The sequence below is a fragment of the Inquilinus sp. Marseille-Q2685 genome (assembly GCF_916619195.1).
Lineage (GTDB): Bacteria > Pseudomonadota > Alphaproteobacteria > DSM-16000 > Inquilinaceae > Inquilinus.
On the sequence record NZ_CAKAKL010000001.1, the window covers coordinates 46,464 to 59,587 of the forward strand.

The 13,124-nt window shown below is 69.3% G+C and carries 12 protein-coding genes; 9 read left to right on the top strand and 3 right to left on the bottom strand.

The annotated features are described in order from the left end of the window. Window positions 1–50 precede the first annotated feature (50 nt). A complete protein-coding gene (locus LG391_RS00220) occupies window positions 51–2,183 on the top strand; it encodes a glycoside hydrolase family 3 N-terminal domain-containing protein (protein WP_225764271.1) in 2,133 nt (710 codons plus the stop codon). Between the two features lie 217 nt (window positions 2,184–2,400). Continuing rightward, window positions 2,401–3,723, top strand: a complete 1,323-nt coding sequence (locus LG391_RS00225; protein WP_225764280.1) for a hypothetical protein — start codon at window positions 2,401–2,403, stop codon at window positions 3,721–3,723. Here LG391_RS00225 and LG391_RS00230 read toward each other — a convergent pair. Beyond that, window positions 3,720–4,649 carry an AraC family transcriptional regulator gene (locus LG391_RS00230; RefSeq protein WP_225764282.1) on the bottom strand — a complete coding sequence of 310 codons (930 nt, stop codon included), beginning with the start codon at window positions 4,647–4,649 and terminating at the stop codon, window positions 3,720–3,722. The two genes, LG391_RS00225 and LG391_RS00230, sit on opposite strands and share 4 nt — an antisense overlap. 96 nt (window positions 4,650–4,745) lie before the next feature. Here LG391_RS00230 and LG391_RS00235 point away from each other — a divergent pair, with 96 nt between their 5' ends. From LG391_RS00235 to LG391_RS00265, 7 genes are all read left to right on the top strand, one after another. Further along, the gene (locus tag LG391_RS00235) at window positions 4,746–6,209 is read left to right on the top strand and encodes an alpha-glucosidase/alpha-galactosidase (RefSeq protein ID WP_225764284.1); all 1,464 of its coding nucleotides are present in this window, start codon (window positions 4,746–4,748) and stop codon (window positions 6,207–6,209) included. Window positions 6,210–6,256: 47 nt separating this feature from the next. After that, entirely contained in the window at window positions 6,257–7,507 is a 1,251-nt protein-coding gene (locus LG391_RS00240; RefSeq protein WP_225764286.1) for an ABC transporter substrate-binding protein, read from the top strand. 187 nt (window positions 7,508–7,694) lie between these two features. Continuing rightward, the gene (locus tag LG391_RS00245; protein ID WP_225764288.1) at window positions 7,695–8,651 is read left to right on the top strand and encodes a carbohydrate ABC transporter permease; all 957 of its coding nucleotides are present in this window, start codon (window positions 7,695–7,697) and stop codon (window positions 8,649–8,651) included. Window positions 8,652–8,654: 3 nt separating this feature from the next. Then, window positions 8,655–9,500: a carbohydrate ABC transporter permease gene (locus tag LG391_RS00250; protein ID WP_225764290.1), complete on the top strand. Its 846-nt coding sequence runs from the start codon at window positions 8,655–8,657 to the stop codon at window positions 9,498–9,500. Window positions 9,501–9,734: 234 nt separating this feature from the next. Continuing rightward, entirely contained in the window at window positions 9,735–10,061 is a 327-nt protein-coding gene (locus LG391_RS00255; RefSeq protein WP_225764292.1) for a helix-turn-helix transcriptional regulator, read from the top strand. Further along, window positions 10,058–10,531, top strand: a complete 474-nt coding sequence (locus LG391_RS00260) for an SRPBCC family protein (RefSeq protein ID WP_225764295.1) — start codon at window positions 10,058–10,060, stop codon at window positions 10,529–10,531. Before LG391_RS00255 ends, LG391_RS00260 begins: the two co-directional genes overlap by 4 nt. Window positions 10,532–10,705: 174 nt before the next feature. Beyond that, a complete protein-coding gene (locus tag LG391_RS00265) occupies window positions 10,706–10,987 on the top strand; it encodes a hypothetical protein (RefSeq protein WP_225764297.1) in 282 nt (93 codons plus the stop codon). Between the two features lie 33 nt (window positions 10,988–11,020). On the opposite strand, the gene LG391_RS00270 is transcribed toward LG391_RS00265, so the two are convergent. Both LG391_RS00270 and LG391_RS00275 read right to left on the bottom strand, forming a co-directional pair. After that, on the bottom strand, window positions 11,021–12,436 hold the full coding sequence (locus LG391_RS00270) for a HAMP domain-containing sensor histidine kinase (protein WP_225764300.1): 1,416 nt from the start codon (window positions 12,434–12,436) through the stop codon (window positions 11,021–11,023). Then, window positions 12,423–13,103, bottom strand: coding sequence for a response regulator transcription factor (locus tag LG391_RS00275; protein WP_225764302.1), 681 nt, complete (start codon window positions 13,101–13,103; stop codon window positions 12,423–12,425). The genes LG391_RS00270 and LG391_RS00275 overlap by 14 nt, the downstream gene beginning before the upstream one ends. Between the last annotated feature and the right edge of the window lie 21 nt (window positions 13,104–13,124).

The following is a 13,124-nucleotide window of genomic DNA, read 5'->3' on the forward strand; positions in this document are numbered from 1 at the left end:
GTCTTCATCCCGGGCGGGCCTCCCGGGGAGGCGGCTAGGCGGAGTCGGCTGTGGATCGGATCGAAACCCTGCTCGCGGCGATGACGCTCGACGAGAAGATCGGCCAGCTCACCATGATGTCGTCGACCCTGGCGATCACCGGGCCGGGGCTGCCGGGCGACGTCACCGAGGGCATCCGCGCCGGCCGCATCGGCAGCCTGTTCAACCATTGGGGGCCGGAGCGGGTGCGCGAGACCCAGCGGATGGCGGTGGAGGAGACGCGGCTGAAGATCCCGCTGCTCTTCGCCTTCGACGTCATCCACGGCCACCGCACCATCTTCCCGATCCCGCTGGCGGAGGCGGCGCTGTTCTCGCCCGAGCTGTGGGAGCACACGGCCCGCGAGGCGGCGATGGAGGCGGCGGAGGACGGCCTCGACCTCGTCTTCTCGCCGATGCTCGACATCGCCCGCGACCCGCGCTGGGGCCGCATCTCCGAGGGCCCTGGCGAGGACCCCTGGCTCGCCAGCCGCATCGCCGAGGCCAAGGTCCGCGGCTACCAGACCGCCGACCTCTCGGCGCCCGGCGCGGTGGCGGCCTGCGCCAAGCACTACCTCGCCTACGGCGCCGCGCTCGCCGGCCGCGACTACAACTCGGCCGAGGTGTCGGACCGGGCGATCCGCGAGGTCTACCTGCCGCCCTTCGCCGCCGCCGTCGCCGCCGGAGCGGCCACGGTGATGCCGTCCTTCAACGACGTCGCCGGCGTGCCGATGACCGCCAGCGCCCGCCTGCTGCGTGGCACGTTGTTCGGCGAGCTCGGCTTCGAGGGCGCGGTGATCAGCGACTACAACGCGATCATGGAGTTGCTGGCCCACGGCGTCGCCGCCGATGCGGTCGAGGCCGCGGCGCTCGCGCTGAAGGCGGGCGTCGACATGGACATGATGAGCGGCGCCTACGCCGCCGGCCTGCCGACGGCGCTGCAGCGCGGCCTGGTCACCCAGGCGGAGATCGACGACGCGGTCCGCCGGGTGCTGCGGCTGAAGCAGCGGCTGGGCCTGTTCGCCGATCCCTATCGCCGCGTCGTCGCCGTGCCCGACGCCTTCCACGCGGCGGAGCGGCGGCGCCTGGCGCGCGAAGCGGCGGCGAAGTCGATCGTGCTCTTGACCAACAAGGGCGTGCTGCCGCTGGCGCCGACGGCGAAGCGCATCGCCGTGATCGGCCCGCTGGCCGATGCGCGGACGGAGATGCTCGGCTCCTGGGCCGGCGCCGGGTGGTGGGAAGAGGCGGTGACCATCCTCGAGGGCATCAAGGCCGCCCTGCCGCAGGCCGAGATCGCCTATGTCCCGGGCACCGAGATCGAGACCGGCGGCGACGCCGGCATCGCCGCGGCGGTCGAGGCCGCGCGCGGCGCCGAGATCGTGCTGCTGTGCGTCGGCGAGGCGGCGATCATGAGCGGCGAGGCCGCCAGCCGCGCCCGGCCCGGGCTGCCGGGCCGCCAGCGCAACCTGGCCGAGGCGGTGCTCGACCTCGGCGTGCCGGTGGTGGCGCTCTTGACCTCCGGCCGCCCGCTGATGCTGCCCTGGCTGTTCGAGCGCGCGGCGGCGGTCGCCGCCACCTGGTTCCTCGGCCACGAAGCCGGCCATGCTGTCGCCGACGTGCTGACCGGCGCGGTCAACCCCTCCGGCCGGCTGCCGGTGACCTGGCCGCGCGATGTCGGCCAGGTGCCGATCTTCTTCGGTGAGCGCAACACCGGCCGCCCGACTGACCCAGACCAGCACTACACCAGCAAATACATCGACCTGCCGTCGACGCCGGAATTCCCCTTCGGCCACGGCCTGTCCTACAGCCGCTTCGCCCTCGGCGACCTGCGTGTCTCCGCCCCGGTGCTGCGCCCCGGCGAGACGCTGACGGTCGAGGTGGCGGTGACCAACACCGGGGGGGTGGCGGGGGAGGAGACGGTGTTCCTGTTCACCCGCGATCCGGTGGCCAGCGTGGCCCGGCCGCTCCTCGAGCTGAAGGGCATGGCCAAGGCGGCTCTGGCCCCCGGCCAGAAGCAGCTGCTGCGCCTGCCGCTGGCGGCCGAGGCGCTGCAGTTCCCCGGCCTCGATCTCAAGCCGGTGCTGGAGGCCGGCGAGATCGAGATCCTGGTCGGCACCAGGGCCGATCGCGCCGAACTGCTGTCGGCAACGATCCGGGTCGAGGTCTGAGGCGGGAGTCTCGGGACCAACCCCCAGTCCGTTCCGTCATGGCGAGCCCCGAAGGGGCGTGGGCCATCCAGAGCCGCTCGCACCAACCCCCTGGGATGGCCACGTCGGCTTCGCCGGCTCGCCATGACGGTGAATGGAACGCGAGCAGTGTCTTGTTGCCTTGTTCTGTTATGATATAACATAAATTCAAATCACAAATTCCACGAGCCCGCCCGACATGACCGCATCCCGATTGTCCGCCGCCGCAGCGCTGCTGGCCGCGCTCTCTGCCGACGCTTCCGCCCATGAGCATGTGTCGCGCGGCCGTCTGGTCTTCGCCGACCACGAGAAGCCCGTCGTCAGCGTGCTCGACCTGGACTCCGCGAAGGTGACGCACAGCTTCGAGGTGTCGAAGGCCGACCCGACGCTGATCGCGACCGAAGGCGGCCGCTTCGTCGTGATCCGCACGGGCGACGAAGCCGGCACCATCCGGTTCCTGGACAGCGGCCTGTTCTATGAATCGCACGAGGACCATTTCGACATCGAGAAGGGCGAGGTGAAGCTGCTCGACCTGGCCCTCACCGGCGACAAGCCGTCCCATGTCGTGTCGGAGCAGGGGTGGCTGACGGTCTTCTATGACGGGCAGCGCCCCTGGCTGGGCGAGAGCGACCCGAAGGTGGTGGCGATCCGGCTCGACGCCTTGGACGACGACACCGTCGAGACCACCGTCTGGCCGGCGCCCGCGCCGCAGCACGGCATCGCCGTGCCGCTCGGCGGCGACCGGTTCCTGGTCTCGGTGTCGAAGGAGGCCTATGCCAAGGGCGACGACAAGACCGTGTCGTCGCGGCCGAACGGCTTTCAGATCCTCGACAGGGCGCAGGGCTGGAAGCCGGTCGCGTCCTTCAACGACACGGCGGACCCGGACAGGTCGTGCAAGGAGTTCCACGGCCATGCCGGGCTGCAGGACGTCCATGTCTTCGGCTGCAATGCCGAGATCGAGGGCGATGCCGCCAGCGACGGCGGCGTCTTGGTCGTGGGCAAGGGGCCGGACGGGGCGTGGGGCGCGCGCAAGCTCGCCTATCCCGACGGCCGCCGCGCCAGCACGATCAAGGCCGGCCCGGCGGGACAGCACCTGGTCGCGAACTACGGCGGCGACCAGGGACGTCCGTTCGCCGCCTTGCTGCGGATCGACCCGAAGGCCGAGACGCTGACGGCCGAGGACGTGTTCCAGATCCCCGACGGCCAGGCGGTGTGCCAGTACGAGTTGACCAGCGACGGCAAGCGCGTCGTCAATCTGACCCAGGACGGCAAGCTGCGCGTCTACGAGATCGCGCCGGAGTGGAAGGAGGTGGCGGAGTTCGTCGCCGTCCCGGCCTTCGACTGCGCCTGGGACGCGGCGGCGCCCGCACCGGCCGTCGCCGTCATCGGCAACAGTGCCTTCGTCAGCGACCCGGAGAACGGCCGCATCCGCGAATTCTACCTGAACAGCCTGAAGCAGGGGCTCGACATCCCCGTCGGCGGCAAGCCGTCGGCCATCGCCGGCGGCGGCAACGCCGGCTAGGCCGGAGGCGGCGGGCCGGCCTCGTCCCCCCGGCCGGCCCGCATCGCCCCGGCATACATGCCGCTGCGGCGGAAGTCGCGCGGGCCGATGCCGTAGAAGCGGCGGAACACCTTGGGGAAGTAGTTGGCGTCGTCGAAGCCGCAGCGCTGCGCGATCACCTTGACCGGCGCCTCGTCGACATGCAGCAGCCGCGCCGCCTCCTCCATGCGCAGGCGCAGCAGGTAGCGGGCCGGCGTCGTGCCTTCATGTGCGGCGAAGACCCGGCTGAAGTGATAGCGGCTGTAACCCGCTGCCTTGGCCATGCGGGCGACGTCGATCCGTTCGGCCGGCTGGCCGGCGCACAGCGACACGGCGCGCTCGATCGCCGCCGGCCGGGGCGACGCCGCCGGCATCTCGCCCCAAGGCAGCAGCTCCTCGGCCAGCCCCATGGCGGCGCTGTAGGCGAGGGCGGAGGCGCGGGCCGGGCTGGCGGCTTCGCCCTGCAGCGCCGACAGGCAGAAGCCCGCCAGCCGCTCGACCGCTCCGTCCGGCAGCATCACCACCGGGCCGTGGGCTGCGATGACCTCGCGCCACACCCGCAGCACCTCGCGGCCGTTCAGGCACAGCCAGAAGAACTCCCATTCCGGGTTTCGGCCCAGCCAGTAGCGGTTGTCGTGCGGGAAGCGCAGCAGCATGGTCTGGCCCGGCCGCAGCTCCCAGCGCCTGCGCTCGACCCGCAGATGGCCGCGGCCGCCGATGGTGTGCTGCAGCAGCACGAAGGGCGCGTCGCCGCGCTTCAGCCCGTGCCAGTCGTAGCCGGGGTCGGTGCAGCGGTCGTATCCGGCGCTGGTGACCATGGCGTGCAGCCGGTAGCGGTCCTTCGGGAACACCACCGAGACTCCGCCAGGGAGCCGCTCGCGCAGCGCCGACAGCATGGAATGTCCCATGATCGCACGAAATTCCTCTTTCGCCGGTTTTCCCGGCCCCATAGACCATAGCACGAAATGGCTTGCCGAGGGGCTGTCAGGCCCTGGGAGGATGCGATGAAGGTTGCCGTGATCGGCGCGGGCAGCGTCGGCTTCACCCGGAAGCTGGTGCGCGACATGCTGAAGGTGCCGGAGCTGCAGGACACCGAATTCGCGCTGCACGACATCAATGCCGACAACCTCGACATGGTGGCGCAGATCCTGCGCCGCGACATCGAGGCCAACCGCCTGCCGGCGAAGGTCACCACCTCGCTGGAGCGGCGCCGGGCGCTGGAAGGCGCGCGCTACGTCATCAGCTGCGTCCGGGTCGGCGGGCTGCAGGCCTTCGCCAGCGACATCGAGATCCCGCTGAAATACGGCGTCGACCAATGCGTCGGCGACACCATCTGCGCCGGCGGCATCCTGTACGGCCAGCGCAACATCCCGCAGATCCTCGATTTCTGCCGCGACATCCGGGCGGAGGCGGAGGAGGGGGCGTGGTTCCTGAACTACGCCAACCCGATGGCGATGAACACCTGGGCCGCGATCGAGCATGGCGGCGTCGCCAACACCATCGGCCTGTGCCACGGCGTGCAGCACGGCTGGCATCAGATCGCCGAGGTGCTGGGGGCCGAGGATCCGCGCGAGGTGGATTACATCTGCGCCGGCATCAACCACCAGACCTGGTACATCGACATCCGCTTCCGCGGCCGGAAGATCGAGGCGGCGGAACTGCTGGAGGCGTTCGAGCGCCACCCGCGCTACAGCAAGGAAGAGAAGGTCCGGATCGACGTGCTGCGCCGCTTCGGCTGCTACTCGACCGAGAGCAACGGCCATCTCAGCGAATACCTGCCCTGGTATCGGAAGCGGCCGGACGAGATCAACCGCTGGATCGACCTGTCGAACTGGATCAACGGCGAGACCGGCGGCTATCTGCGCCACTGCACCGAGCAGCGGAACTGGTTCGAGACCGATTTCCCGCGCTGGCTGTCCGAGGCCGGGGCGCCGCTGTCCGACTACCGCCGCTCCGACGAGCACGGCAGCTACATCATCGAGGCGCTGGAGACCGGCCGGGTCTATCGCGGCCATTTCAACCGGCGCAACGAGGGGCTGATCACCAACCTGGCGCAGGACTGCATCGTCGAGACGCCGGGCTTCGTCGACCGCTTCGGTCTGAACATGGCCGCGGGGCTGGAGCTGCCGCTGGGCTGTGCGGCCACCTGCAGCGCCTCGGTCAACGTCCAGCGCATGGCGGTCAAGGCGGCAGTGACCGGCGACCTCGATCTGCTGCGCCTGGCCGTGCTGCACGACCCGCTGGTCGGCGCCGTCTGCAACCCGGACGAGGTCTGGCAGATGGTCGACGAGCTGCTGGTGGCCCGGGCGGGGTGGCTGCCGCAATACGCCGAGGCGATCGACGGCGCGAAGCAGCGCCTGGCCCGCGGCGGCGTGGCGACGCGCGACTGGGGCGGCGCCGCCCGCCTGTCGGTGCGCAGCGTCGACCAGCTGCGCGAGGCTCGGGCCACGGCCAAGGCCGCGAGCTGACCGGGGCGATCAACGCCCCGGCGGACCATCAACGAGGGGAGGCGATGATGAGATTGACCAGGATCGTGCTCATGCTGGCGGGGGTGCTGCTGGCGCTGCCCGCCATGGCCGAGCCGGTGACCCTGCGCTTCTGGGTGGCGTGGGACCCCGCCCAGCCCGACGCCAAGGCGATGCAGGCGCAGATCGCCGCCTTCGAGCAGGCGCATCCGGACATCAGGATCGAGACCCAGAACATCGCCTTCGGGGCCCTGCACGACAAGCTGGTGACGGCGGTCGCCGGCGGCGACGCGCCCGACATCTCCTGGGGCCTGGCGGAATGGTTCGGCGAGCTGTACCGCATGGGCGCGCTGCTCGACCTCACCCCTTATGCCGCCGACTGGCCGGGGCGCGACGGGATCTATCCCAACGTGATCGAGGCGCTGACCATCGACGGCAAGCTGATGGCGATGCCGCATTACCTCGGCATCCGCGCGCTGCTCTATCACGAGGAGATGCTGAAGAAGGCCGGCATCGCCGAGCCGCCGAAGACCTGGGACGAGCTGATCGCGACTGCCCAGAAGGTCAAGGCGGCCACCGGGCAGTACGGCTTCGCCATCGCCGGCACCGGCGTGCGGGCGCCGCAGGAACTGGTCATGTACCTGGCCCAGAACGACGTCGCCATCGCCCGGCGCCAGCCGGACGGCGGCTACAAGAACAGCTGGGCCGACGACCCGGCGGAGCTGGCGCGGGCCACCGAGGTCTTCGCCTTCTACCGCCGCCTGCTGGACGAGGGCGCGATGCAGCCCGAAGCCGCCGGCTGGGGCTGGGAGCAGGAGGACAGCAACTTTGCCCTCGGCAAATACGCCATGGCGGTCGATGGCGCCTGGATGCAGTCGCGCGCCCAGCAGAACCCGCAGACCATGGCCGATGTGAAGGTGGCGCCGCCGCCCTACAAGCTGAAGCCGGCGACCTTCTTCGAGATCAACCCCTTCTTCCTCTACAAGTCGACGCAGCACCCGAAGGAGGCCTGGGCCTTCGCCGCCTTCATGACCGGCCGCGACTACCAGGCGGCGGGGCGGCCGACGACCTCGATCCGCAAGGATGTGGTCAGCCCCGGCGTGTGGGGCGAGGGCTTCTCCTCGCTGGCGCCGACCGGCGTGGTCTTCCCGCCGGTGGCGCTGGGCCAGATCACCCGGGCGATGGAAGAATCGATCGGCCGTGTGCTCTTGAAGAAGGAGGATCCGGCCGAGGTGGCCGCCTGGCTCGGCAAGCAGGTCAACCGCGCGCTGCGCCAGTCCGGCGAGCTGAGCTCGTCGTAGCAGAAGGGGGGCTCGGCCGGCGTCACCCCCTCACCCTCCCGCCGCCTTCGGCGTCGGGCCCCTCCCTCTCCCCGAGGAGAGGGAAACTTACCTCTCCCTCGGGGAGAGGTCGAAATCGCGGAGCGATTTCGGGTGAGGGGGCGGGCTCCGGCCCTTCAGTGACGAAGCACCAGGGAGATTTAGCGTCATGAAGGCTGCGGCCGAGATCGGGATACGCGCATCGGCGCCGCCGCGGCCTGTCGACACCCGCCGTCCCCCGACCCGCGCCGCCCGGATCCGGCGCGCCGCGCTGGTCTTCCTGGCGCCGGCCGCGATCCTGGTCCTGGTCCTGGTCGCCTATCCGCTGCTGCGGGTGCTGTGGGACAGCCTGCGATACGTCAACCTGGTCAATCCCTCGGTCACCGGCTTCGCCGGCTGGGACAACTACCTGACGGTGTGGGAGGACGGCGACTTCCTGCCGGCCCTCTGGAACACCGCCATCTGGACCGGGCTGTCGGTGGCGGGCGAATACGCGCTCGGCCTCGCCTCGGCCGTGGCGCTGGCCCAGCCGGTGCGGTTCCGGGCGATCTTCCGCGGCCTGATCATCATCCCCTGGGTGATCCCGATCGCCGTCGCCGGGCTGAACTGGACCTGGATGCTGACGCCGGATTACGGGATCCTGAACATCTGGATGGTGAAGCTGGGTCTGCTCGACGCGCCCTATCCCTGGCTCGGCCAGATGGACACGGCGCTGCTGACCGTGACCTTCGTCAACATCTGGCGCAGCTATCCCTTCTACACCCTCAGCCTGCTGGCCGCGCTGCAGGCGATCCCGCGCGAGCTGCACGAGGCCGCGGCGGTGGACGGGGCAGGGGCCTGGCGCCGCTTCCGGGTCATCACCCTGCCGCATCTGCGCACCGTGTCGCTGACCCTGATCTTCATCCACATCGTCTGGACCGCGATCAATTTCGACTTCATCTGGGTGATGACCGAAGGCGGCCCGCTGAACGCGTCGGAGACGCTGCCGATCATGATCTACCGCTACGCCATGCAGGATTTCGACGTCGGCGCCGCCTGCGCCGTGGCCTCGATGTCGATGGCGTTCCTGGCCACCCTGTTCTTCGTCTACCACTACGGCGTCGCCCGGCGCCGAAACGAGGGCTGAGCCATGGTCGTCGGCTCCTCCCAGCGGTCGCTGCGCAGTCTCGTGACCTACGGCACGCTGATCCTGTTCGCGGCCTACAGCCTGTTCCCCTTCCTGTGGATGGTCGACACGGCGTTGAAGCCGGTGGATGAGGTGCGCAGCGCCGACCCCAGCTTCTGGATCGACGCGCCGACCCTGTCGAACTTCACCCGGGTGCTGCTGGACAGCGAGTTCCTGACCTATTTCCGCAACAGCCTGATCGTCGCCGCCGGGTCGACCATCCTGACCATCACTGTCTCGGTGTTCTGCAGCTACGCGCTCAGCCGCTGGGCCTATCTGACGCTGTCTCGCCTGGTCGGCGGCGCGCTGCTGCTGTCGCAGATGATCCCGGGCGTGCTGCTGCTGGTGCCGCTCTATATCCTGATGCAGCGCCTCGGCCTGCTGTCGACCTATGCGGCGCTGATCATCGTCTACTGCACCTTCACCATCCCGCTCTGCACCTTCATGCTGAAGGGCTTCTTCGACGCCGTGCCGCGCGAGCTGGAGGATGCGTCGGAGATCGATGGCTGCTCCCGCACCGGCTTCATCCTGCGGGTGCTGCTGCCGGTCTCGGCGCCCGGCATCTTCGCCACCGCGGTCTTCGCCTTCGTCACGGCGTGGAACGAGTTCATGTTCGGCTATGTGCTGATCAACAGCGACGCGCGGCGGACGCTCACGCCCGGCATCATGCTGTTCAAGGGCTCGCATCTGACCGACTGGGGCGGGCTGATGGCCGCCTCGGTCCTCGCCGTGGTGCCGATCGCGCTCGGCTTCGTCTATCTCCAGCGCTTCCTGGTCGAGGGGCTGTCGGCCGGGGCGGTGAAGGGGTAGGGCCGGAGTACACCAGCGTTCCCAAAAAAATAACCCGTCATGGCGAGGCGCGCAGCGCCGTGGCCATCCAGTGGCCGGTGCCGCTGGATGGCCGCGCCCCTTTGGGGCTCGCCATGACGAGATGATAAAGAGTCCAATGAGGGCTGGCTGGACGGTTTCCGAGAATGGAAACTGTTGTTGCCCTCACGGCTGATCTCTGATAGTTTCCATATAAGGAAACTGTTGGATTGAGGCATGCAGCCCCTCGACCGCATCTTCATCGCCCTGTCGGACCCGAACCGCCGGGGCATGGCCGAACGCCTGAGCCGCGGCCCGGCCACGGTCAAGCAACTGGCCGAGCCGGCAGGGATGCGCCTGCCCTCAGCGGTGAAGCACCTCAAGATCCTGGAGGACAGCGGCATCGTCATGTCGCGCAAGGCGGGTCGCGCCCGCACCTACAGCCTGCAGCCCGCCGCCCTGACCGTGATCGCCGACTGGGTCCGCGACCGCGAAGCCGCCCTCAACGCCGCCTTCGACCGGCTGGAGGCCTTGATGCATGAGATCCCCGAGGAGACGCCGTGAGCACCGTCGACCACACCACTTTCGTCGTCGAGCGCGACCTGCCCGGCAGCCCGGCGCATGCCTTCCGCTTCTGGGCGGAGCCGGCGCTGAAGCGGCGCTGGACCGACTGCCATCCGGAGTGGACGGTGCTGGAGGACCTGTTCGATTTCCGCATCGGCGGCATCGAGGCCAAGCACTGGCGGATGCCCGACGGGCAGGAGATGACGTTCCGGGCCCATTACCTCGACATCGTACCCGGCCAGCGGATCCTCTACGCCTATGAGATGACCTTCGGCGGCCAGCGGGTCTCGGCCTCGCTGGCGACGATCGAGCTGCTGCCGGCCGGCAGCCGGACCCGGATGAAGTTCACCGAACAGGCGGCGTTCCTGGCCGGCGGCGAGGGCGCCCGCCGCCAGCGTATCGGCGGCACCGAGGATGTGTTCGACGGGCTGGTCGAGGTGATGCGGCGGGATCTCGCCGGCGGATTATAGCTGCGTGGCCTTCGGCTGCGCAGGTCGCATCATTCATTCATATGACGCGCGACAATCCCGATTGTGATGGGATGAGTCGGTGTCGAACTTCAAGGTTCCATCGGAAGACGGGGCCGGTGTGCTCCACCTCGTCCAGAAGCCCGGCTGCGTCCCAATCGATATTGGAGACCGTCGATGATGAAATTCATTCCCGTGCTTGTGGCTGCTGCCGCGATGTTTGCAGGCTCGGCGACAGCCGATACGAAGCAGAAGAAGATGGCACCGCTGAATGCGGAGCAGAAGGAGTTTGTCGAGGCTTTCCGGGCGCTGAAGGTGAAGTACGGCAATCTCGCCGACCGGTTTTCTCTCGCGGATATCGGCGACGGACCGATGGCGGGCATCTCCGGCCCCTCTACCATCTGGGAGTGCACGAATGGCGAGAATGGCCTGGAGTGCACACACGAGCACCCGGAGTAGCCGCGGCATCCAGCCCGCAGTCAGGTCTGAATATTACGCCGGGTCCTGATGTCCGTCCCGATGATTGGCCGGCGCCACATGCGGGAAGCGCATCGTGACGCGCAAACCGGGCGCGTTGTCGGCCAGGGTCAGCGTCGCCCGGTGCAGCCGCGCCACGGCCGAGACCAGCGACAGGCCCAGCCCGGCGCCCGGGGCGCTGCGGCTGGCGTCGAGGCGGACGAAGCGGTCCAGCACCCGGCCTCGCGCCTCCTCCGGGATGCCCGGACCACTGTCGCGGATGTCGAGCACGGCGCCGTCGCCGTCGCGCCGGACGTCGAGCGAGATCCGGCCGCCCTCCGGCGTGTATTTGATGGCGTTGTCCAGCAGGTTGGCCACGGCCTGGGCCAGCAGGTGGCTGTTGCCGGGCACGGTCACGCCGGGCTCGATCGCGGTCGCCAGGCTCTGGCCCTTGTCCTCGGCCACCGGGCCGTACAGCTCGCCGGCATCGGCGGCCAGCGCCGACAGCTCGATCGGGCTGAACCGGTCGCGCACCGCCCCGGCCTCGGCCAGCGCGATCTCGAGCAGCGCGTTGAAGGTGGCGAGGATGCCGTCGGCCTCGCGGATCGCGTCTTCCATCGCCCGGCGGAAGCCGTCGGCGTCGGTCTCGCTCATCAGCGTGACCTCCAGCCGGCTGCGCAGCCGCGAGATCGGGCTGCGCAGGTCGTGCGCGATGTTGTCGGCGACGCCGCGCATGCCGGTCATCAGCCCGTCGATCTGGTCAAGCATGGCGTTCAGGCTGGTGGCCAGGCGGTCGAACTCGTCGCGGTTGCCGCGCACCGGCATGCGCCGGGTCAGGTCGCCCTGCAGGATGCCCTCGGTGCCGCGATTGATGCCTTCGATCCGGGCCAGGAGGCTGCGGCTCATCAGGATGCCGCCGGCGATGCCCAGCACGGCGGTCAGGATCAGACCGCCGATCAGCGCATCGGTCATCAGCTTGGTGAAGTCGGTGCGCTCGGTCATGTCGCGCCCGACCAGCAGGTAGAAGCCCCCGGCCAGGGCGAAGGTGCGGGCCCGCGCCACCTGGGGCTTGGAATCCCCGCCGGCATCGGTCGCCACAAGGAAATCGACCGTGCTGTCGACGGCGCTCCGGGCGATCGGCGGCCAGGACGACAGGTTGCCCTCGATCCGGTTGTAGTTGCGGTCGGCCAGCAGGTACAGGCCGCGCCGGCCCGGGGCGGCCTGGCTGCGTTCGCGGATGATGCGCACAAGGCCCAGCAGGCCGAACTGGCGGTACTGCTCGGCCAGGCCCGTGATCTCGGCCTGGATGGTGTCGTCGGTCTGCGAGGCGATCACCCGCACCGTCTGCCAGTACACGAAGCCCAGGACGCCGGCGACGGAGATCCCGAACACCAGCATGTAGATGATCGCGTAGCGGAAGGTCGAGCTGCGAAGGACCCTAATCAGATGCACGGAGGCAGTATCCGGCGCCGCGCACGGTCTGCAGCAGCGGCGTGTCGAAGTCCCGGTCGATCTTCTGCCGCAGCCGGCTGATATGGACGTCGATCACGTTGGTCTGCGGATCGAAGTGATAGTTCCAGACATTCTCCAGCAGCATGGTCCGGGTGACCACCTGGCCGGAATGGCGCATCAGGTACTCCAGGATCTGGAACTCGCGCTGCTGCAGGTCGATCTTGCGGCCGGAGCGGGTGACGCTGCGCGACAGCAGGTCCATCTTCAGGTCGCCGATCTGCAGCTCGGTCTGCGCTGCCGCGGGCGCGGCGCCCCGGCGCAGCAGCGCCTCCAGCCGGGCCAGGAGCTCGGTGAAGGCATAGGGCTTGGTCAGGTAGTCGTCGCCGCCGGCGCGCAGGCCGCGGACGCGGTCGTCGACCTGGCCCATGGCGCTCAGGAACAGCACCGGCGTCTGGTTGCCGTTGCGCCGGATGGTCTCGACAATCAAGAGGCCGTCCATGCCGGGCAGCATGCGGTCGACGATCATCGCGTCGTAGGTCTCGCTGGTCGCCAGGAACAGTCCCTGCGGCCCGTCCGGCGCATGGTCCACGACGAATCCGCTCTCGCGCAGACCCTTGGTCAGGTACTGCGCGGCCTGGGCGTCGTCTTCGATCACGAGAATTCGCATGATCTGACCTTACGACGAGGC